The 22,369-nt window shown below is 58.1% G+C and carries 17 protein-coding genes; 7 read left to right on the forward strand and 10 right to left on the reverse strand.

Annotated features, from left to right (window positions below):
- Position 1 precedes the first annotated feature (1 nt).
- On the reverse strand, positions 2-1,618 hold the full coding sequence (locus O4G74_RS08720; RefSeq protein ID WP_269402251.1) for an alpha-glucosidase family protein: 1,617 nt from the start codon (positions 1,616-1,618) through the stop codon (positions 2-4).
- 186 nt (positions 1,619-1,804) lie between these two features.
- Between O4G74_RS08720 and O4G74_RS08725 the strand changes: the two genes are divergently transcribed.
- From O4G74_RS08725 to O4G74_RS08735, 3 genes are all read left to right on the forward strand, one after another.
- Positions 1,805-3,139 (forward strand): cytochrome P450, encoded by a 1,335-nt coding sequence (locus O4G74_RS08725; RefSeq protein WP_269402252.1) that lies wholly within the window; start codon positions 1,805-1,807, stop codon positions 3,137-3,139.
- Positions 3,140-3,208: 69 nt separating this feature from the next.
- Positions 3,209-4,471, forward strand: a complete 1,263-nt coding sequence (locus O4G74_RS08730; RefSeq protein ID WP_269402253.1) for a GGDEF domain-containing protein — start codon at positions 3,209-3,211, stop codon at positions 4,469-4,471.
- 99 nt (positions 4,472-4,570) lie between these two features.
- Positions 4,571-5,365, forward strand: a complete 795-nt coding sequence (locus O4G74_RS08735; RefSeq protein WP_269402254.1) for an enoyl-CoA hydratase-related protein — start codon at positions 4,571-4,573, stop codon at positions 5,363-5,365.
- A gap of 105 nt (positions 5,366-5,470) precedes the next feature.
- On the opposite strand, the gene O4G74_RS08740 is transcribed toward O4G74_RS08735, so the two are convergent.
- The gene (locus O4G74_RS08740) at positions 5,471-6,952 is read right to left on the reverse strand and encodes a YadA-like family protein (RefSeq protein ID WP_269402255.1); all 1,482 of its coding nucleotides are present in this window, start codon (positions 6,950-6,952) and stop codon (positions 5,471-5,473) included.
- A 285-nt stretch (positions 6,953-7,237) separates the two neighbouring features.
- On the opposite strand from O4G74_RS08740, the gene O4G74_RS08745 reads away from it, so the two are divergent.
- Positions 7,238-7,819 carry an RNA polymerase sigma factor gene (locus O4G74_RS08745; protein ID WP_269402256.1) on the forward strand — a complete coding sequence of 194 codons (582 nt, stop codon included), beginning with the start codon at positions 7,238-7,240 and terminating at the stop codon, positions 7,817-7,819.
- A 21-nt stretch (positions 7,820-7,840) separates the two neighbouring features.
- Here O4G74_RS08745 and O4G74_RS08750 read toward each other — a convergent pair whose 3' ends face one another.
- The 6 genes from O4G74_RS08750 to O4G74_RS08775 all read right to left on the reverse strand — a co-directional run bounded on the left by O4G74_RS08750 (position 7,841) and on the right by O4G74_RS08775 (position 13,375).
- Positions 7,841-8,629, reverse strand: a complete 789-nt coding sequence (locus O4G74_RS08750) for an anti-sigma factor (protein WP_269402257.1) — start codon at positions 8,627-8,629, stop codon at positions 7,841-7,843.
- Positions 8,626-9,240 (reverse strand): RNA polymerase sigma factor, encoded by a 615-nt coding sequence (locus O4G74_RS08755; RefSeq protein ID WP_269402258.1) that lies wholly within the window; start codon positions 9,238-9,240, stop codon positions 8,626-8,628. Before O4G74_RS08755 ends, O4G74_RS08750 begins: the two co-directional genes overlap by 4 nt.
- Positions 9,241-9,313: 73 nt before the next feature.
- Positions 9,314-11,047, reverse strand: coding sequence for a sodium:solute symporter family protein (locus tag O4G74_RS08760; protein ID WP_269402259.1), 1,734 nt, complete (start codon positions 11,045-11,047; stop codon positions 9,314-9,316).
- 1 nt (position 11,048) lies between these two features.
- Positions 11,049-11,315, reverse strand: coding sequence for a DUF4212 domain-containing protein (locus tag O4G74_RS08765; RefSeq protein WP_269402260.1), 267 nt, complete (start codon positions 11,313-11,315; stop codon positions 11,049-11,051).
- 158 nt (positions 11,316-11,473) lie between these two features.
- A complete protein-coding gene (locus O4G74_RS08770; protein ID WP_269402261.1) occupies positions 11,474-11,806 on the reverse strand; it encodes a hypothetical protein in 333 nt (110 codons plus the stop codon).
- Between the two features lie 12 nt (positions 11,807-11,818).
- Entirely contained in the window at positions 11,819-13,375 is a 1,557-nt protein-coding gene (locus O4G74_RS08775; RefSeq protein ID WP_269402262.1) for a DUF4331 domain-containing protein, read from the reverse strand.
- A 196-nt stretch (positions 13,376-13,571) separates the two neighbouring features.
- Between O4G74_RS08775 and O4G74_RS08780 the strand changes: the two genes are divergently transcribed.
- Complete coding sequence (locus O4G74_RS08780; RefSeq protein WP_269402263.1) at positions 13,572-14,396, forward strand: DUF4198 domain-containing protein; 825 nt, start codon at positions 13,572-13,574, stop codon at positions 14,394-14,396.
- 15 nt (positions 14,397-14,411) lie between these two features.
- On the opposite strand, the gene O4G74_RS08785 is transcribed toward O4G74_RS08780, so the two are convergent.
- A complete protein-coding gene (locus O4G74_RS08785) occupies positions 14,412-16,007 on the reverse strand; it encodes a BCCT family transporter (protein WP_269402264.1) in 1,596 nt (531 codons plus the stop codon).
- Positions 16,008-16,349: 342 nt separating this feature from the next.
- Here O4G74_RS08785 and O4G74_RS08790 point away from each other — a divergent pair, with 342 nt between their 5' ends.
- Together O4G74_RS08790 and O4G74_RS08795 are read left to right on the forward strand one after the other, a co-directional pair.
- A complete protein-coding gene (locus O4G74_RS08790) occupies positions 16,350-18,929 on the forward strand; it encodes a TonB-dependent receptor (protein ID WP_269402265.1) in 2,580 nt (859 codons plus the stop codon).
- Positions 18,930-19,006: 77 nt separating this feature from the next.
- Positions 19,007-20,998 carry a tetratricopeptide repeat-containing sulfotransferase family protein gene (locus O4G74_RS08795; protein WP_269402266.1) on the forward strand — a complete coding sequence of 664 codons (1,992 nt, stop codon included), beginning with the start codon at positions 19,007-19,009 and terminating at the stop codon, positions 20,996-20,998.
- Between the two features lie 3 nt (positions 20,999-21,001).
- On the opposite strand, the gene O4G74_RS08800 is transcribed toward O4G74_RS08795, so the two are convergent.
- Entirely contained in the window at positions 21,002-22,219 is a 1,218-nt protein-coding gene (locus O4G74_RS08800; protein WP_269402267.1) for an alpha/beta fold hydrolase, read from the reverse strand.
- Positions 22,220-22,369: the final 150 nt, after the last annotated feature.

A 22,369-nucleotide genomic window follows, 5' to 3' on the forward strand; every position in this document is an offset into this window, starting at 1 on the left:
CTCAGGAGAGCCTTGCCCAGAAACCCGCCCACGGGCCGAACGAGCGAGGCAGCTTTTCCTGATCGTTCGGCATATTGCACGCCGCAATCAAAGCGGGGAAATCTGGAGTCACATGATCCGGAATATCCACTTGTTCACCTGACAGATTGAAAACGCAGAGAATTTCTTCGCCGTCATGCCGGCGCCTGAAGGCCAGAACGGGCACGTCATCGTGTAGGAATTCAATCTCTCCCCAGCGTAGCGCTGGTGAAGTTTTGCGCAGCTCTATGAGTTTCCGGGTCAGGTTGAGGCTGGAAGACGGGTCATTCGCCTGTGTGTCCAACGCCAGCGCCTGATGAGCAGCATCGACGGGTAGCCATGGCCGTGCAGGAGAGAAGCCTGCATTGGGGTCAGTAGATGTCCATGGGAACGGCGTGCGCGCGCCATCGCGCCCCAGGGTTCGCGGCCAGTTGGCAATGGCTTCCGGATCCTGAAGGTCTTCAAAGCCGACCTGGCCCTGTGGCAGGCCAAGCTCCTCGCCCTGGTACAGAAATGCGTTCCCCCTCAGCGAAAGCAGCAGGAGAAGGAGAAGGTCTGCGGCTGCCTTGCGATGCGGCGGGCTTGCCCAGCGGGAAACGGCGCGCGGTGCATCATGGTTGGAGAAGGCCCAGCTTGGCCAGCCTTCACCCGCCTCACCGTTCCATTGTTCGAGCGAACGGCGCACGCGCGCTGGACTGATCGTCTGAGCGTAAAGGAAATCGAAATTATAGGCGGAATGAAGCCTCTCCTCGCCTTCGGTGAAGGATTTCATCTCTGGCACAGGGTTGGGGCCGACAACTTCTGCGACCGAAAACCGCTCCGGATAGGCGTCGAGGCGCGCGCGCACGCGTTCGAGGAAGGCGGGAATTTCTGGCTGGGACATGTTGTAGAGGTGATCCTGCATGTCGAAGGGGCGTGTCACCTTCTCCATGGCGAGACCGGACGGCGGATTATCGCGGAGTTCTGCGTCATGGATGGCGAAATTGATGGCATCGAGTCGGAAGCCATCCACACCGCGGTCCAGCCAGAAAGACGCCGCATCGAGCAGCGCGTTCTGAATCTCCCTGTTGCGGACATTGAGGTCCGGCTGCGAAGCGAGGAAGTTGTGCATGTAGTATTGCTGACGGCGACCATCCCATTCCCATGAAGGCCCGCCAAACACAGCCTGCCAGTTATTGGGCGGGGAGCCATCCGACATTGGGTCCGCCCAGACATACCAGTCCGCCTTGTCGCCCTCTCTGCTCTCGCGGCTCTGCCTGAACCAGTCATGGGCGTCAGACGTGTGCGAATAGACCTGGTCGATGATCACTTTGAGATCGAGGCCATGCGCCTTCGCGATCAGACGGTCGAAGTCTTCGAGCGTGCCAAAGAGCGGATCGACGCCGCAATAGTCCGCAACGTCATAGCCAAAGTCTTTCATCGGCGACGTGAAGAAGGGCGATAGCCAGATCGCATCGACACCGAGGGATGCGACATGGTCGAGCCCGCCGATGATGCCTTCAAGGTCACCGACGCCATCGCCATTGCTGTCGGCAAAGCTGCGCGGATAGATCTGGTAGATCGTAGCGCCCTTCCACCAGGGCTGTCTGTCTTCGGTCATGACGTGGGCAATAGCCTTTTCATCGGGCAATGGGCGATCTCTCTTATTTCGTGCGAAATCGGCCAAGGTAAAGCCAGCCAAAAAACTGTCTGTCTGGTTGACGTTGGGTCCGGCCCCGATAGCGCTTCACGCGTGCGCAGAATTCTGAGACGATGAGGTTGAAGACAAAAGTGGGAGGACAGAGCGATGCTCATCAATGTCAGCGAAACCGCGCAGGAAGAAGCAAGCGTCCACTGTGGCCACAAATTCGAGCGGGCCTATCCAGTCGCCCCGGCGGCGGACCTGACCGATCTTGATCTCTTCACGAAAGGACAGCCCTTCGGCGCCTTTGCGGAAATGCGCGAGAAGGCTCCTGTCTGCTGGCATGAAGAGGCCGAAGGCGCCGGCTTCTGGGCGCTGACGGGCTATCACGACATCCGCGCGGCGGAGTTAAACACCAAGGCGTTCTCCTCCCAGAAGGGTGGCATCCTCATGAATTATGGGCACGCCGATGCCCGCCATCCCCTGCTCCACCGGGCATCGCTGGATGCCATGATCTGCCTTGATCAACCCTATCATTTCCCGCTGCGCCGCGAACACATGCCTTTCTTTACGCCGGCCTACGTGGCTGAGCTACGTGAGCGGGTCGATGCCAAGGTCAGTTTACTTCTCTATGCGATGGAGGCGAAGGCACGCGACACGGGCAAGCCCATCGATATGGTCGAGACGTTCTCTGCCGAACTGCCACTTTTCACCCTGTGCGAAATTCTCGGCGTCGCGGAGGCTGACAGGCCCAAGCTGATCAAGTGGATGCATTATCTGGAGGTTTCTGCCGATACGATGCGCAAGGGCGAAGCGATCGATCCGCAATTCTTCGGCGACTTCATCAACAATGTGCTGGAAATGTTCGAGTACGGAAAACGCGTCCTCCATGATCGTCGCCAAAACCCGAAATCAGACCTTCTGTCTGCTATCGCGAATGCGAAGGTGGACGGTAAACTCCTGTCAGACGAAATGCTCGATGGGTCGTGGCTGCTCATTGTCTTTGCGGGCAATGACACAACCCGCAATTCCCTGTCGGGTACGATGAAGCTGCTTAGCGAGTTTCCGGAGCAGAAGCAGGCGCTGATCAATGATCCCTCAAAGATACCAAATATGGTGCATGAGGCCATCAGGATGGTGTCGCCAGTCATCTATATGCGCCGCACGGCAACAGAGGACACCGAGATCAACGGTCAGAAAATTGCCGAGGGCGAGAAGATCGTCATGTACTACGGCGCGGCAAACCGTGACCCGTCGGTTTTTGCAGATCCCGACAGGTTCGATGTCGATCGCGCCAATGCCAAGGACCACCTTGCTTTCGGAATGGGGCCACACGTCTGCCTCGGCCAGCGTGTCGCCAACATGCAGCTGGAATCAGCCTATCGTCAGATACTCGCTCGCTATCCAGATGTAGAATGGACCGGCGATATCGACATCGCGCCGAACAACTTTGTTCATGCAATCTCCCGCATGGGAATCGACCTCGGGCTCTCACGGTAGAAAAACAAAACCTGTGATAACAAAATAAATCATTCTGTTAAGATTTGATTTCCATCCAAATGATAGAAATTGAAACTTCACAGGGGTGGGGACGAAATCGGTTTGGATCAGGCCATTGCAATAGGCTTTACAGTGCCGGCCATCGCAACCGCGATGTGTGCGATATTTCTATGCTTCTGGCACTATAATCGCGAAGACCGGGCAGCGCTGATCTTCGCTGCCGCCTTCGTCATGTGCGCGGTGGGTTTCCTGCTCAACCACTTTATTCTGGCCAAGGAATCTGTTGCGAATGCGATTGTCCACAATGCCTGCTATGCGGCCGGACTCTATCTGCTAAGCGACGGCATCCACCGTGCTTTCAAAAAACAGACGCCTCGCCTTGCCCTGGTCACGCTTGGTGTCGGGAGCGTTATTGCGGCCGGAATAATCCAGATCAGTTTCGTCGGCCTGTCTGTCCGGATTATCACGTTGAACTTAATTCACGGCCTGATGCTGATCATCACGGCCTGGTCTCTAAGGGACATATGGAACAGAACATGGACCGGCACAGCTGTGCTGGCTGCCCTGGCACTTTGCATTATCAATTTCATTCTCGTCTCGCCTATTACCGTGACTGGCAATACGATCCGGGATGATACCTTTTTTCAGTCGGCCTACTGGCAGATCATAAATCTGATCAGCATCTTTTCCGTTCTTGGCATGGGTGGTGCGTTGGTGTCGGTCTGCGTGATGCAGCGCCTCGAAGCCCTGCGTGATGATGCTGAAAGCGATTTCCTGACAGGGCTGAAAAGCCGCCGCGCCTTCGAGCAAGCTGCGCGTCATTACTGTGAAGCCCGTTCGGGTGATTATGCGGCAAGCGTCATCATCATCGATCTCGACCACTTCAAGCATGTGAACGATGCTTACGGTCACGCCGTTGGCGACAAGGTCATTCGGGGCGTTGGCGCGCTTCTTTCTGCCAAGACGCGGATGAGCGACATGGCGGGCCGAATGGGCGGCGAAGAGTTCTGCATGGTTCTTCCGGGCACGAACATGGCCGGCGCCAAAACTCTGGGGGAACGCCTGCGCCACGCTATTTCGGAATTGCCAATGGAGGGCGTGCCAGAAGACCTGAAGGTGTCGGCGAGCTTTGGTGTGGCCGAGCTTGGGCGCGAGATGCTCTTCGAAGATGTCTATCCGATTGCGGACGCGGCTCTTTACGCGGCCAAATCGCTCGGCCGTAATCGCGTCGAATGCGCAGAACTTCCAGCCGATGTAGGCAAGCCGGTTCACCGGAAAAAACTGGAAAGCGTTCCGAGCGACGACGCAGACGGACAGCGGCTCGCCTCCTGATAAACGCTTTCATCTCCGGACAGCCCTGACCCGAGGTTAGACCTGTTCAGCGCCTGCCTCTCATGCTCTTTCAGACCAAAGACAACCGAGGAGGATATTATGTCAGACAAGCCGGAAAGCGTTGGCAACGAAGTCACCTATGAGGTGAAGGACCATGTCGCCCTCGTCACGCTGAACCGTCCCGACAAGCGCAATGCGGTGAACGGCGCTGTTGCATCTGCGCTGGGCTGGATCTGTGAAGAAACCGAACGCGATGACGATGTGCGGGCCTGTATCCTGACCTCTTCGCTGGAATCGACTTTCTGCGCTGGCGCCGATCTCTCCGAGATTTCCAAAGGCAATGCTGGCGCGCTGTCGACCAAGAAGGGCGGGTTTGCGGGCTTTGTGAAGTTCCCACGTACCAAACCATGGATTGCGGCTGTTCGCGGCAATGCGCTCGCAGGTGGTTGTGAGCTACCGCTCGCCTGCGACATGATCGTGGCTGCAGACAATTCGCGCTTCGGCCTTCCAGAGGTGAAACGCGGTATCTTTGCCGGTGCAGGCGGTGTGTTCCGCCTGCCGCGCGCCCTGCCCCGCAATATTGCGCTGGAAATCGTCGCAACCGGTGACCCGCTTCCTGCAGAACGTCTTTACCAGCTTGGCCTGGTCAACCGGATGGTTGCGTCCGACAAGGTTCTCGATGAAGCGAAATCGCTGGCGGCACAGATTGGCGTGAATGCACCGCTGGCTGTACGCAAGAGCCTCGAAGTTGCCCGCCAGGCATATGACGGCACTGAGAGCGATCTCTGGAAAGCGTCCAATGAGGCGTCAGCCATCGTGTTCTCCAGCGAGGATGCCAAGGAAGGCCCGCGCGCCTTCCTCGAAAAGCGCGCGCCTGTCTGGAAGGGTAAGTAGCGCCGCTGGTTCGCAAGAGGACCTATGAAACAGAAAAACCCCCGCATCCGGCTATGCGGGGGTCTATTTTTTTAGAGAGGCAGGAAAACGGAGCCCTTAGCCAAGTTACCAGGCGGCCTGGAAGCCGACGCGGGCACCCGTACCGCCGCGGTCCACGCCCTTGGCAACACCGGCATTGAGCTGCCAGGTCGGGTTGAGACGGAACGCGGCCGCCATGGAAAGCGCGCCTTCGTCCTCATAGTGACCATAGCCACCGCTGAGCGCGAACTGTTTGCCTTCCGGCACGAATGGCGTGTCGAGCGCAATTGCTGCGGCAATACCACCGCGATTGTCACGGATGTCATCGCTATTGCGGCCGATCAGGCGGGTATTGGCAGCGATGAGACCCGTGTTCTGCGCCAGACCGGACGAGAGGCTATAATCTGCTGCGAGATTGCCATTACGGTCAGTGGTGACGACGCCGACTTCACCCGACTGCGCGGCAGTGCTGGCAGCGGAGTTGAGACCGGCGAAATTGTAGGTCGCATCAGAACCGCCAATGGCGATCTGGTTATCAACCATCGCCGTTGCGCCATTACCGATCGCGATGGAGTTCGCGCCAACAGCCGAGGTCTGGTTGCCGAGCGCAACGGAGCCCGCACCGCTGGCATTGGCGGCTTCGCCAACAGCCGTAGAGCGAACGCCGGACGCCGTGGCAAGGTGGCCGAAGGCATGTGCACGTTCAGCCGTTGCTGCCGAGCGCCAGCCATAGGCGGTTGCTGCGGTCGCGGTCGCGACAGATTCGCCGCCGACAGCCGTAGAGGATGTGCCGCTTGCGATGGCTTCGGTACCCATGGCGACCGCGTCCTGACCGGATGCGACGGCAAGGTTGCCCTGTGCGATGCTTTCGAGGCCGGAGGCATTCGCCGCTTCACCGACGGCCAGCGAGCGAACGCCTGATGCATTGGCGAGGTGACCGAAGGCCTGCGCACGTTCTGCAGTAGCCTCAGAACGCCAGCCATAGGCACTGGCACCGGGGCCCATTGCGACAGCCTGGCCACCAACGGAGGTCGTGGACGGGCCGCTTGCCACAGTTGCGCGGCCGGTGGCGCCGTCCCGGTTACCGCCAATGGCAATTGCGTCGCCGCCATTCGCCTCAGCGGCGTTACCGATAGCGATCGCGTTTGTGTCAGTGGCCGACGCCAAATTGCCAACCGCGATGGACTGCTCACCTGAAGCAGTTGCGGCTTCACCTACAGCGGTTGATCTGACGCCGGAAGCTGTCGCGAGATGACCGATTGCATGAGCGCGCTCTGCGGTGGCAGAGGCCTGCCAGCCAAAGGCGGTTGCTGCAGTGCCCGTGGCATTGGATTCGCCACCGACAGCAGTAGTCGATGTGCCGTCTGCGTTCGCTTCGGTACCAACCGCGAGGGCATCCGAGCCGTCTGCATCAGCATCTACACCGCATTCCAGTGAGGTCGCGTCGACGGCACCTGTATTACAGTCTGGTGTAGCGTCAGCCGAAGCCGTCGAGATTGGCAGAACCACCCAGCTTGCGCCTGCAAGCGTGAGTGCACTGACGGTCTTCTTTAGATTGGAGAGTCGCATGAATTGCCTTCCCTGTTTCCTCTTGGGACCGGCATGGGCGAGGTAACATGCCGGCTTCAGGCGCGTGCCTGACGCGTCAGCTACGACCGCGAGGGGCGTCGGGGTGCAGAAATTTCGAAAAAACCGAAGGTTTATCGATCGGAATTTCGAGTTGCCCAATCTGTGACGAAGCTTCTGCAGATAGACGAAAGCCTCCAGTCCATCATCCGCTCACCAGGCTGTGATCGCTTGCAGCTTTACTTCTGCCTCAACGACCTAGATCAACTGACGAGATCAGGGGTGTGCATGAGTAAACCAGAGTTCGTGAAGCTTAATCTGGATCTGAAGTTGGCACTGTCTGCCTGTGCAGAGGGCGACGCTGCCGCATTCAAGGTTATCTATCGGCTCACCGCGCCAAAGTTTTTTGCCATTCTGAAAAACCAGCTCAAGGACGCCGAGGCAGCCAAGGACGTGCTTCAGGAAGCTTACGTGTCGATCTGGAAGAATGCGCACCGTTTCGATGCCGATAAAGGCAACGCCTTTACCTGGATGCTTGTCATCATGCGCAATCGCGGGCTTGATCGACTTCGATCAAAAGCGCGCACGCCCGTGACTGAAGAGATCGCGGAGACAATTCCGGATGATGCTGCCCGGCCGGAGCAAGAAGCGCGGACGCGCAATCTCGGTCGCATACTCGACAGTCAGCTCGCAAAATTGCCTGAGCAGGTTTCTCTCTCGATCTCACTCAACATCGTACAGGGAATGACATGCCGGGAGATCGGACATATTCTTGAGGTGTCGCCCAATACGGTGAAAGCCTGGGTCCGGCGCGGACTGAAGAAGCTGCGCGCTGACATGCCAGTCGATAGCGTCAGCGCTATAATCTGAACACCTAACAGCACTCGTCGATCAGATTGGACTAACGGCACCTGTGAACACCACGGGTCCGGTTGGGCCAGCCTCTGGAGACCCGCCTTCCGGCTCCACACTGATCGCTAGGGTGTCAGACCCGGCTGCGAGCTGTGTTGCGATAGAAAGGTTGATCACGCCATCGTCTGAGAGTTCGGTCAGAAGTCCGAGTGACTGCGGTGCATCCAGCCCGTCTCGCAACAGCCAGAGTTGCCAGACGCCATCTGCCGGCGGCTGCACATTGGTGAGGCGGCCCGTGATCTGGTTGCTGTCCTTGTCATAGAGAAGCACGACCACTGTGGGCGCTTCCCCGCCTGATGTCATCAGGGTCAACAGCTCTTCCTGCACGCTAGCGACCTCTACGGGTGCAGGCGGCGGTGTTTCGGTATCCGGGATGGAGTGCACAGCGAGTGAACCTACAGCCAAGATGAGCGAGGCAGCTGTCGCGTATTGCCAAGGCCGCTCAGGGTGACGGCGCGATCTGGAGCTGCTGCGTCGCCTGACGCGCTGTGGCGCCTCTGGAGCGGGGGTCGGAGCGACAGCTTTCGTGCTGGCTTCCGGCCCCGCAATCTGCGCCATGATGTCATCCAGCACACCTTCGGGCGGCGCTTCGTCTTCACTTAATGCACTGAGCGGCGACAGGAACTCTTCCATCTCGGCCACGAGCTCACGGAAGCTCTCACTCTCGACGTAAAGGCGCTTGAACTCTTCAAGCTGCTCAGCGTCTGCATGTCCGAGAATGACGGCACTCGCCAGCTCTTGTTGCTTATTCGGGGATATCTCGCTCATCGGGCGCCCCCCGAATTGCGTGAAACAATCTCGGCGAGACGCGCCCGTACGCCTGCGGCTGGCGCACTTGTCCTGCTGGCGATCTGATCGATGCTCTCGAATTTCAGATACGCTGCAGTCAGCATGTCTCGGTCGGCCTCGCTCAATTCTTTCAGGGCGGACAAGCCCATGAGACCCACCCCATCCGAGGGCGGATTTGGCACATGGGGCAAGAGTTCGCCATCGCTTGTATCACTGAAACGAATATCGATCGCTGCCTGGTGCGCGATAGCCGCAATAAAATGCATGTAATCGCACCCGGTCGCAGGTATCGATGCATGGTTTTTCCATAGTTTCAGATAGGTGGTGGCGAGTGCGCGCTGTGCAAGCTCCGGCTTTTTCAGAAGCGCGACAAGCTTTCCGTAAATCTTCGGCGAGGACAAAGCGAACACCTGCCTCATAGCTTCAGTATGACCTTCACCCAACGCCCGCATCGCGTCGTTCAGCTGCTGGCGCTCTCCAGAATTCATCAATCCACCGCTACCAAGGCCATTCGTCTCAAATATGACGGCCGCATCACCGATCCAGTTCGAATAAAACTGATGTGGCTTTGGCTTTGTTCCACCTTTCAATATGCTTGGCCCGACCGCTTATGTCTCCGGACAGTACAGTATGTTTTCACGGTACTGGATTCGGGAAGCTCTCTTAAGAAACCGGTACGCGGATTTTCTGAACAAGCTCCAGGATTTCTTTCGGTGGAGGCTTGGTAGCGAGTGTCGTGACAACACCGACACCTGCAGCCAGCCACATGAACACAAAGCCTATACCTTCAGGCGAGACACCGAATAGCCAGTTCGCCGGATCTGTATCGACGAACTTGAACCAGTAGATATAGCCAAACGTGGTGATTAGGCCGGTCAGCATGGAGGCGATGGCGCCTTCCTTGTTCATTCGCTTCCAGAAGATGCCAAGGAAGATGACCGGGAACAGCGAGGCTGCTGCGAGCCCGAATGCGAAGGCCACAACCTGAGCGACAAAACCCAGGCTGTTGGAGAAGATGCCGAGTAGCCCGGCCGCAAAGACGGCGCCGGCCGCAGCGCCGCGCGCCACGCGAAGCTCCGTCTTGTCGTCCATCGATTTGAACAGCGTTCGCCGGCAAAGGTCATGGCTGACAGCAGAACTGATGACCATAAGCAGACCAGCTGCGGTGGACAGGGCGGCGGCAAGCCCGCCCGCCACGACCAGGCCGATCACCCAGCCCGGCAGATTGGCAATCTGTGGATTAGCCAGAACGAAGATGTCGTTGTTCGGGCTGACCTCATTCTCGATCCCATCCGGCGCGTTCGGTCCGCGATACTGCATGACGCCATCGCCATTCTTGTCCTCGAAGGCGACGAGACCGGTCGGCTCCCAGTCCTTGTACCATTGAGGCACCGGCTTGCCGCCTGCAGCCTCAATCTCTGCTGAGCGGGCATCATAATCCTCATCGTCGGCGATGTAGGTCGCCTCATTTACCGTATCGATGAAGTTGATGCGCGCGAATGCGCCGACCGCGGGCGCCGTGGTGTAAAGGATGGCGATAAAGATGAGTGCCCAGCCAGCCGAGACACGGGCCGCATCGGCGCTTTTCACGGTGAAGAAGCGGATGATGACGTGCGGCAGGCCCGCCGTGCCGAACATCAGCGCAGCCGTGATACAGAACACGTCGATCATCGACTTGTTGGTCTCTGTATACTCCAGAAAGCCGAGATCGGTGACGACGGTGTTGAGCTTTGCAAGCATGGAAATGCCCTCGCCCTGCGCTTCGCCGATGAAGCCAAGCTGAGGGACCGGGTTACCGGTGATGATCAGGGACATGAAGATCGCGGGCACCGTGAAAGCAAAGATCAGCACGCAATACTGCGCGACCTGCGTGTAGGTGACGCCCTTCATCCCGCCGAGCACGGCGTAGAAGAAGACGATAACCATGCCGATGATGATCCCCCACTCAAACGGCACGCCGAGGAAGCCGGAGAAGGCGACGCCCACGCCTTTCATCTGCCCGGCAATATAGGTGAAGGACACGAACAGCGCGCAGACGACTGCGATCACACGGGCGGTCGTGGAATAATACCGGTCGCCGACAAAGTCCGGCACAGTGAACTTGCCAAACTCCCGCAAGAATGGCGCAAGCAGAAGCGCGAGCAGGACATAGCCGCCTGTCCAGCCCATCAGATAGACAGATCCGCCATAGCCCATGAACGCGATAAGCCCAGCCATGGAGAGAAAACTTGCCGCCGACATCCAGTCAGCCGCCGTCGCCATACCGTTTACGGTCGGGTGAACATCATGACCCGCAACGTAGAAGTCATCGGTCGAACCGGCCCGCGCCCAGATCGCGATGCCGATATAGAGTGCGAAGGTCGTGACAACGAAAAAAAGTGTCCAGGGATCCAGCATATCAGGCCCTCACCCCATGTTCCTTCTCGATCCTGCGCATTGCCCAGCAATAGAAAAAGATCAGGACCACGAAGACATAGATTGCGCCTTGCTGGGCAAACCAGAAACCAAGCGGCGCGCCGCCGAGCGACCATTGATCGAGGACGTCGCGAAGCAAGATGCCCGCCCCGAATGAAACGGCGAACCATATGACAAGCAGACCAATGGTCAGCCTGATCGTTGCCTGCCAGTAGGCGCGGCCTTCATCTGCGCTCGAATTCTCCTGCACGGCGCCCTCCCTCTTTTATTTTTGCGAGCCTGCCGCCTCAGATGCCGCTTTGCAATCATTATGGAGGAGACTTCCGCGAGGTTTATTACAACGGCGCGAAATGAAAACGGCGAGGCCGAAGCCTCGCCGTCTCCTTTCCGGTTAACCAGCCGAACGTTCTAGTTATTTGGAACGTCGAGGGGGTCGCTGGTTCGATCGATCGGTGTGATCGTGATCGTGTCCGGATCAATTGGCGCGCCGAAGCGAGCCGTACTGAAGACCGCCCCGAAACCTGCTCCAAAGCTCGACGCCGGATCGACCTGCCCTGCGGGGGGTGGCGGCGGCGGCGGTGGAGGAGGCGGGGGTGGCGGTGGAGGCGGCGGAGGTGGTGCTGGGGGAGGCACGGTCGCGCCGCCACCACCATTGTCGCCCCCACCGCAAGCGCTGATACCTATGGCGGCAACGCCAGCGAGTAATGCAAGCTTCAGATAGGAGTGTCTTTGCGTTCTCATGATCTCACCTTCCTAGTTGTTTGGTGAGCCGGCGATCGGCGTATTGAGATACGGGAACTGGTTCTGCAGTTCGAGCGCGGTAATCGGAGCGCCATCTGTAAACGCAGCCGTGCCGACATTTGCGTCCGACGGGTCGCAGAAGCCAAGATCGGTTGATTGGCCACCAATCGTCACCGGATGGCAAAGTCGGCCCATGGTAACTCGAAGCGCGATATCGACAGTATCGTCGCCCGGCCTGCGGCCATTCGGGAAGCCAGCAAGGTCATCCGCCAGCACGCCGAGATTGCTCTGCGAACTGCGCGGCGTTGGCGCAATACCCATATTGAGGCGCATCATCTCCGACGGCGTCACGCCAGCTGGCTGGTTGAGCCCCTCAATGCCGGTCAGGAAGGCCGCTACCAGATCCTGGCGTGGCAGATTGGTTGGCGCGATCGTCTCAAAATCTGTTCCCAGCGTGCCGTTCACGGCATCGCGGAAGAGAATGTCGAGAAGGACTGGCAGCGTCGGATTCGTGACATAGTCCGCCAGAGCTGAGTCCTGCGTCGGCTCTGCCGCGTTGAACAGATCCTTGTCCGGCAGACCGATAACGACTTCGTTCACGAGCGGCGCAGACAGGCGCGACTGCTGGACGAAGGCGCCGCCGTATAGCGATGTCTGCTTATAGGTCGGGGACGGGTCCTCGATCTCGGCCTGTGGCAGGCTCGCTGTCGTCCAGCCGCCGATGATGCCATCACCATCTTCATCGAGACAGCTGATCGGCACCTCAAGCGCCAGAGAGGTGACATTCGCCTTGCCGACAAGGTCGTCATTGGCGCGGTCCTGGGTAATGCCGCCCGGGAAGCCGTTGCCATCGCCGTTACCGGCGCTGCTGTCACCATCAATCGGCACGAGGTTCACGAGATCGAAGACTTCACCGAGATTGACAGCGAAAGCTTCAGCCCGCTGGCCTGCAAAAACCCGCCCGGTGCCGCAGCCTGGGATGTCGACCGTAGAAATGAAGCTGTTCGCGTAGCCAGCATAGTCAGGCAAGGTCTTGTTGCCGATATTGTCGACTGGCTTGGTGAACCTGCCAAGCTCGGTGCGTGTACCCTCGCGGCGGTCACCTGTGATGAGTGACAGTTCATAGGTTTCCAGTTCGCCGAGCGCGCCCTGATTGCCTGGACCGATCTGTCCGGCCTGACGCAGTGGGATCGCAAGCTCCTTGTCGCCGACCGGGACGGTAATACCCGTGCCGTCGCGTAGCGTGTTCTCGAAGTCGAACTGGAAGGTCAGGTCCTCTACAGCATCCCCGTCGACGTCAACGTGGATCTCGTAGATGGCGTCCGGGTCCATCGTGAAATAGTTCGGCCCGCCATATGGGGCCTGTAGCGGCTGATAGTTGGCGATGAAGGTGACATAGTCCGAACGGCCATTTTCATAGCTTCGGAACATGTAGAAATCGGTGCCATCGACTTTCGGCTGCTCGGTGATGCCTGGCGCTTCGCGGTGGCTCGATGCCAGTGCTGGCGCGAGCAACGCCCCGGCCGCAGCAACACTGAGCGCTGCTATGGAGACATAAGACAGTTTCATATTGGCGTTCCCTCTCAAGAAGAATGTCTGGCGTCGTTTCGTGTCAGACGCGGGGACAGTTACGAACTGGAAAGGATTGGGGGTGCACCCGCGCGAAAAAACTTTTCATCGGTGCCGTTCAGACCAGAATTAAGGGCGGCTGCATCCGTTCCGCTTCGCCAGCCGTACCTGTTTTGAATTTTGGAGGAGGACGATCATGAACCGCATGCTTTCACTGTCGATTTTAGCTGCCGCCATGACCACAGGCATTGCGCACGCCCACGACTTCTGGGTCCAGCCAGAGACATTTACGCCTGAGGACGGCGGCGCCCTGCCCGTCCGCCTTTTTGTCGGTCACGGTTCTGATAAATCAGACTGGCCGGTGCCGCCGCACCGGATCGTGGGCTTTCAGAGTTTCGGACCTGACGGCCTGAAAAATCAGGTGCGCAGCGCGGAAAGCCTGAGAGGAGACTTGTCCGTTGTGCTCGATGAGGTCGGAACGCATCTCATTCTTGTTGAAACAACCAATAGCTTCAGCGAACTCGAGGGCGACAAGTTTAATGCATATGTCGAGGATGAAGGCATTCGTCCGATCATGCTGGACCGCGCGGCCAATCGCGCTGAAAACCGGCCGGGCAAGGAGCTTTACTCGCGCCGCGGTAAGGCATTGGTCCAAATCGGTTGCCCCGCTGACGCTTCAAAAAACTGGAGCAAAGAACTCGGTCTGACGCTTGAGATCATACCAGGCACAAACCCTATTGAGTGGAATGCCGGCGACGTCATGCCGATCAAAGTCCACTATCACGGTGTTCCGGTATCCGGCGCGACGCTTCACATCACCAATCTTGACGATGATACGGTGCATTTCAGTGCTGAAACGGATGTCGGTGGAGAGGTCGACATCTCGTCCTCGCTGACCGAAGGGCGCTGGCTGGTGCACACGGTCTGGGCCGAAGCCGCAGACAGTTTGCTTGAAGGCGCTGACTATCAGACGGTCTTTTCGAGCCTGACATTCGACACTGGAAGCCCCTGCCCCCGTTAAGGGGCAGGCCCCCGGCTAGGCGTCGATATCTTCCAGCCCCTTCATCGCGCGGTGTTCATGGCGCATGCCGAGGAACAGGCTGATGCAGCTTGCAAGCAGTATCGACGTGAATGGCAGCGCGGCCGTAATCGTACCTGCCTGCAATGAATTCAGCGTGTCGCGTCCCCCGCCATAGAGCAGCATGGACGCCGTAACGCCGAGCATACATGCCCAGAATACGCGTTGGGGGACGGGCGCGTCGGTCTTGCCCCCTGATGTGATGCTGTCAATGACGAGCGCACCAGAGTCGGCGGATGTCACGATAAACACGACGAGCAGGAAGATCGCTGCGCAAGACGTGATAATCGAGAATGGCAAGCTATCCAGCATATGGAAAAGCGTCAGCGCGGCAGTGGTCATGCCATCGCCGAGTTCGCCCTGACCGTTTTCGTATTGCTGGATCGCCGTTTCACCAAAAGTGGTAAACCAGAGCACGCAGATCGCGACCGGCGCCAGCAGGACCACAGAGAAATACTCGCGGACCGTGCGGCCTTTAGAAATACGGGCGATGAACATGCCTACGAAAGGCGACCAGGAGATCCACCAGGCCCAGTAGAAGATGGTCCAGTCGTGGAACCAGGCAGTATCCTCGCGCCCGAACCAGTTGGTGAGAGCTGGAGTGTCGGTCAGATAGGCCAGGAAATTTTCGCCAAGCCCCATTATGATGGCCAGTGTTGGCCCAGCGATCAGAACGAAAAGCATCAATATGACGGCGATGGTCATGTTGATGTCCGATAGAAGCTTCACGCCGCCGTCGAGCCCCCGCAGGACCGAGATGACCGCGAGGCCTGTAATCGCCGCAATGAGGAGCGTCTGCAAGCCAACGCTGACCTGAACACCCGTGAGGAAACCGATACCGCTGCTGGCCTGGGCCGCGCCAATGCCAATCGTCGTGGCCAGGCCGAAGACGGTCGAAATGACAGCGAATGTGTCGATGACATGTCCCCAGAAACCCCATACGCGATCGCCTAGGATTGGGTAAAACGCCGACCGGATCGTAAGTGGCAGGCCTTTATTGTAGGCGAAAAAGCCAAGGGCGAGACCGACCACGGCATACACGCCCCATGGCGCCACGCCCCAGTGAAACAATGTTGCGCTGAATGCGAGCTTCCGGGCCTCTTCGGTGTCGGCTTCTACATTGAGTGGTGTGCCAAACCAGTCCGAGTAGTAAGCGAGCGGCTCTGCTGATCCATAGAACATGAAGCCGATCCCGACACCGGCCGCGAAAAGCATCGCAATCCATGACGGTATGTTGAAATCAGGCTTGGCGTCTGGTCCGCCAAGTCGGATTTTTCCGAGAGGCGAGAAGGCCAGCGCGAGGCAGAAAAGAAGAATAAGTGGCGGCGTCAGCGCAAAGAGCCAGTCAAATGTTTCTAGTGTCCACGTTCTCGACGCTTGCAGGGCAAATCCAGTTGCTTGCGGAAACACGAGCGATGTGACGGCGAACACAAGAACAAGACCGGCGCTGAGAAAGAATACCGGGTTGTGAATATCAAGGCCGAACCATTCGACATTGTCTTGACCGACCTCATAGTCAGTTGTGTACTCAGCATCACCCTCAGGTTCGCTCATATTCAACTTCTCCGTAGCGGCAAATTCCGCTGATTGTTTGTAGATCGAATGATTATGTCAGCCTTGATCTTTATACTCAGGGATAACTTTCAAGGTTTGAACAAATTTGCAGACATGTTGCAATGCTGCAACCATGGTTAAACACACTGAAAACTATGCGTTTTTTGCCCTTCGGACGCAGGTATTGGTCTCAGCCGTGTCAAAAGTTTGACTATTTTATTTTATTTGCCGAACTATCGCCTTATGTGAATTTGGTGCCCGGGCGCGATCTGGCTTCTGCCTGAAGCTCGCGATGGGGCCTTTCGCATGATCACACGCGACCACGCAAAGATGGGGAAATTCATGAATAAGCTTTTCGGCGGAGCTTCGCTGCTCGCCATCGGCGCTATTGTAGCTGCCACTCCAGCGATGGCGCAGTCTCAGGAAGAGGCTGCCCAGAACAATAGACGTCTTTCAACAGTAACGGTGACGGCCACCAAACGTTCCGAAAGCGCGCAGGACATCCCTGTGACGGTGAACGCACTGGGCGAGCAGGAACTTGACCAGCTCGGCGTCAAGAACTTCAGCGACTACCTGGTCCAGCTGCCAGGCGTCACCGCTGGCGGTTCCGGCCCAGGCCAGAATACGATCTATATCCGCGGCCTCGCTTCTACGACGCCAAACCTGACGGTTGCTGGCGTTGCGGGTCTCGCACCGAACGTTTCATTCTATCTCGACGAACAGCCACTCGCGCAGCCAGGCCGTAACCTCGACGTATACGCAGCCGACCTTGAGCGCGTAGAGGTTCTTTCCGGCCCGCAGGGCACGCTCTTCGGCGCAAGTTCGCAAGCTGGCACGGTTCGGCTTATTACCAACAAGCCATCGCTGTCCGGCTTTGATGCTGGCTTCAAGGCATCGACCGCCTTCACGGATGGCGGCGAGATGAGCAATAGCGTTGAAGCGATGCTCAACCTTCCAGTCACTGACAAGCTTGCACTTCGCGGTGTCGTCTACACAGACACGCAGGGCGGCTATATCGACAATGTCGGCGGCACGCTTTCAGTTCGCGAGTCGGCTCGCTTCCGTGCGCAAGGCACAGTCCGTGACAATGGTGTACCGGTGAATGCTGCCCGCGCTGGCTTTCAGGCCGGCGCTGACCTTTCAGGCGTGACCTTCATCGATGCCAATAATGGCACGATCGTCGAGAACGACATCAACGACGTTACCTATCAGGGTTTCCGCCTGAGCGGTTATTACGAGTTCAACGAAGATTGGGACCTGCTGGTCCAGCATTCCCAACAAGGGATTGAGTCTGACGGCGTTTTCTTCGCTGACCCTGAGCTCGACGATTATGACATCGTTCGCTTCACGCCTGAGGAGATCGAAGACGATTTCCACTCCACCGCGTGGACGCTCGAAGGCCGTCTCGGCATGCTTGAAGCCGTTTACACGGGTGCATACACCGAACGGACCACCGACCAGGTCGTCGATTACTCCGACTACCTCTTCGTCGGCCAGTACCTGCCTTATTACATCTGTGACTATGACGTGACCTATCCGACCGGCGCTGCGCCTGCCGGTACGTGCTACGCGCCGAACCTTTCGGTCAAATCGCATTCGGAAACGAAGGTTCAGACACACGAGCTGCGCTTCAACACGCCGGATGAGTATCGCTGGCGCGCAACCTTTGGTGCCTTCTACAGCGACCTCGAACTCGCAGAGCGCAATGACTTCATCTATCCAGGCTCGACGCAGGTCGTTTACACAGACGGTTCTGTCGGCTTCGCGCCGAACTTCCCGCTGACCAATGGCGCAGCAACGCCTGGTGATGTCGGCAATGAAAGCCAGGGCTACTTCAGCCAGCCGGGTCCATTCCCGCCAGGCGTGATCTTCCGCAATGATGTGCTTCGCACGGACGAGCAGATCGGCCTCTTCGGCGAGACGACTTTCGACCTCACCGACCAGTTCGCTATCACGCTCGGCGCGCGTTACTACGACGTCGAAGTCGATCTTGAAGGTTCAGCGAACTCGTCCTTCTTCAACCTCTTCGCGGATACTGATCAGCAGGTCTTCGGGACGAACATCTCGCAGCTCTACGGACCGAACGGCCCGGCGGATGCCCCTGACACGGCAGCGACCGACGGCGTCATCCTGAAAGCAACGGGTGAGTGGACGCCGACAGAGAACACGCTTTTCTATGCGACGTATTCTGAAGGTTACCGTGCCGGGCTGCTTAACCGTCCAGGCGGTGCATCAGGCCCGAACAACTACACGGTGCCTTATGCTGTCGATACGGACGAAATTCAGAACTACGAACTCGGTTGGAAAACCGAGCTGTTCGACAACTCGCTCCGCTTCAATGGCGCTGCTTTCTTCGTCGACATTGAAGGTCTTCAGACGACGATCTTCGACCCGTCCATCGTGAACCTGTTCTTCTCCGATAATGCTGCAAACGCAGAGCTTAAAGGTATCGAAGGCGACTTCACCTGGCTTCCCGAAAGCATTGATGGTCTGACGATTGCCGGTGCGTTCTCGCTGCTGGATTCGGAAATCACCGACGTTCTCGTCCCCACAGATGACGTTGTGGTCGGCTCTGAACTGGCTTTTGCGCCAGCTTATCAGGGCAATCTGCGCGTGCGTTACGAATGGGATCTCGAGCAGGAGATCGCCGGCCAGCGCGTGCGAGCTCACGTGATGCCGCAAATGGTCTTCTCCGATGAGTCTGTCACCGACGTGGTGGAGATCAACAAGATGGACCTTGATGGTTACGTCACCTTCGGTGCTACCGCTGGTATCACGGGCGACAATTGGGGCGCAGAACTCTTCGCCACCAACCTGACCAATGAGTATGCCGAGCTTAGCGGCAGCTTTGTCTTCGACCGTGAGCGGGTTACTCCGATCCGTCCGCGTACGATCGGCATTCGTCTGAAGTACGACTACTAGTCGATACCGAAGACAACCTTGCTTCTATCGCAGCGTCCCGGTTATTCGGGACGCTGCACTAGTTTTGAATGGATGAAATGACTGAAGCCGAGACGACTGCCGATCAGCTGAAACAGGTTCGCGCCTTGATGCAGCGAGGGCAATTCAAGGCGGCTTCGGATGCGTTGTATATCATCCTCAAAAATACGCCGGACCACAAGGACGCCGTCTATATGGCTGCGGCTTGTGCACGGTATCTCGGCGACACTGGCACCGCTTTCCATCATCTCGACCACCTCAAACGCCTGGCACCTGATTTTGGCCGAGCCTTCCAGGAGGAAGGCCACCTGCGCCGCAAGACAGGCGATCTTGATGCCGCCATCACGGCCTATCAGCGCGCGGTGCGGTACAATCCCGCGCTTGTCGCAAGCTGGACAGCGCAAGCTGAAATCCTGTCGGCTTCCGGGCGCGCAGAGGATGCGGCCCATGCGCGGGCACAGGCCGACCGGCTGAAGCGGTTGCCGCCAGAGCTTCTGGCCGTGACGAATTATATTCATGAAGGCCGCCTCATCCATGCAGAGCGTATTGCGAGAGCCTTCCTGCAAAAGAACCCGCGCCACATCGAGGGTATGCGCCTTCTCGCCGATATCGGGACGCGGCTTGGCGTGCATGAAGATGCAGACTTCCTGCTCGAAACGGCCATCGAGCTCGACCCAGACAATCCGCAGCTTCGCATTGATCATGTTCAGGTTCTTCGAAAACGCCAGAAATACGAAGCGGCACTCGCGCAGGCCGAAACGCTTCTGAAGCACGATCCTGACAGCCCGGTCTTCAACTCAATCTACGCCATCGAAGCCATGCAGGCAGGCAATTATGACGAGGCGCTGGAGATTTTCGACGAAGTGCTCAGCGCCCTTCCCGACGATCTTGCAACGCTGACCTCGCAGGGCCACGCGCTGAAGACCGCTGGGCGCACTGAGGAGGCGATTGCATCCTACCGCCGGGCAGTTGAGGTCAACCCGCTGCACGGCGATGCCTGGTATGCGCTGGCCAACCTCAAGACCTACAAGTTCAGCGCTGGTGATATCGATGTGATGCGAGGCGCGCTTGTTGACCCGAACCTGCACTTCATGGGCCGCGTCCATCTTGCCTTTGCGCTCGGCAAGGCGCTGGAAGATGCAAAGTCCTACGATGAAGCCTTTGAGGCCTATAGCAGCGGCAATGCGCTGAAGAAGTCGCAGATCCGCTACACGACCGAACAAATGCGCGCCGAAGCCGATGGACAGATCGAACATTGCACGCGTGAGCTGTTCGAGAAGCGGGAGGGCGCTGGCCATGACGATCCGGCACCGATCTTTATCGTCGGTCTCCCGCGCGCAGGCTCTACGCTGATCGAGCAGATACTAGCCTCACACAGTCAGGTCGATGGCACGCTGGAGCTGCCGAATATCCTGTCGCTGGCGCACCGTTTGCGTGGGCGTAAACAGATTTCAGATCGAGAGCGCTACCCACGCATCCTGCATGAACTGCCCGATGAAGAGCTGTCCGCGCTGGGTGAAGACTATATCGCAAATACGGCGATCCATCGTTACGGCGCGCCCTTCTTTACCGACAAGATGCCCAATAATTTCAGGCATATCGGGCTGATCAGCCTTATCCTGCCAAATGCGAAGATCATCGACGCGCGCCGCGAGCCGATGGCCTGCTGCTTCTCAGGTTTCAAGCAGCTCTTCGCGGAGGGTCAGGAGTTCAGCTATAGTCTGGAAGACATCGGCAATTACTACCGCATCTATATCGAGATGATGTCCCACTGGGACAGTGTGCTTCCCGGCAAGGTTCTACGCGTGCAGCACGAGGAGGTCGTTGACGATCTGGAAGGACAGGTCCGGCGTATTCTTGATTATTGTGGTCTGCCGTTTGAGCAGGCCTGCATCGACTTTCACAAGACTGAGCGTGCCGTCCGGACGGCAAGTTCGGAACAGGTCCGGCAGCCGATCAGCCGTTCGGGTGTCGACCAATGGCGCAATTTTGAATCGCACCTTGTCCCGCTGAAGGACGCCCTCGGTCCAGCCCTCACGGACTATCGCTAGACCTCAGGCAAAGTGCAGTCGGCGGTACTTGCCCTTGAAATAGAGGAGCGGGTCTCGGCGCGGCTCATACTTTGCACGCTCTACCTTGCCGATGAGGATTACATGATCACCGCCATCGTGGAGATCAGACTTGATGCATTCGAAATTCGCGAGCGCACCTGATATCAGCGGGGAGCCATACTGGCCCTCCTCCCATGGCGTCTGCGAGAACCTGTCCTCGCCCGGCATGGCAAATGTATTCGAGACTGGCTGTTGGCCAATATGAAGGACATTGACCGCAAAGCGTTCAGAAATCTCAAGCGCCTCAAGGCTTGAGGAGCTTTTAGCGATACAGACGAGAAGCAACGGTGGATCGAGCGAGACGGAGGTGAACGAGTTCGCCGTCAAGCCGACAGGCTCCCCCTGCGCTGACATGGTGGTCACAACTGTCACCCCGGTCGCAAAGCAGCCAAGGGCATCACGCAAGGTGCGGGCATCTGAACCCTGCTTGTAATCGGGCATCATGCGCGGAACCCGGCGTTCGAGGAAGTCGAGCAGGACCGCACTGAACGCATCGGAGCGATCGAATACGGCGAGGTGTCCAGCGTCCTCAATCTCGGCGAATTCCGCAGTCGCAACCTTCTCGACGAAGCGGTTGGCCGCATCCCGGTTACCAAAGCTGCTGAGCGCACCTCGGACGAAGAGAACGGGGACTTTCAGGCCTGAGGCAGCAACCGAAATGCGCTCGCTCGACTTCTCGACATCAATCACCTCTCCGAAGACCGGGTCGACGTGTTCTGTCTGGGCGGGGGCCGACCGGATTGAGGCAGCAAGCGCGGCTGCTGTGCGCAAATCGATTTCAGGCGGTGCATCAGCGAGGACGAGACCGGACGCAAGGTGGGCGCCTTCCTCCCCTATAGCCGTCAGCGCGATCCAGCCGCCGAGCCCCGCCCCGACGACGACCGGGCGTGAAGCAAGTTGCGCCAGAACCGCGCGCAGATCCTCAACGCAGGCATCGAATTCATAGCGGCCATCTTCGGAGCGCGCGCTACGCCCGTGACCGCGCAGATCAAGGCTGATGACGTGACGTCCTGCTTTCACAAGGGCTTCGGCCGTTTCTTGCCAGACATGGCGGGTCTGTCCGCCTCCATGTAGCAAGAGAACGGACGGGTCTTCCTCGGCGCCGCGCACATCTGCACTCAGGACCAGACCGCCGAAGCCTTTGAATTTGCGTTCTGCCATCTGTCCTACCCGTCACCATTTGAGAGGTTGTTTCCTGCCTCACTTAGGGCACTTTACCAATCCGCGAAGGGTAGAAACATTGGCGTAAACAGTCGACAGCGCCAATGGGCGCGCTTCTGGATTTTCGCGTAATCGGCGACATGCATCGAC

The sequence above is a fragment of the Henriciella marina genome (assembly GCF_027213945.1).
Taxonomy (GTDB): Bacteria; Pseudomonadota; Alphaproteobacteria; order Caulobacterales; family Hyphomonadaceae; genus Henriciella; species Henriciella marina_A.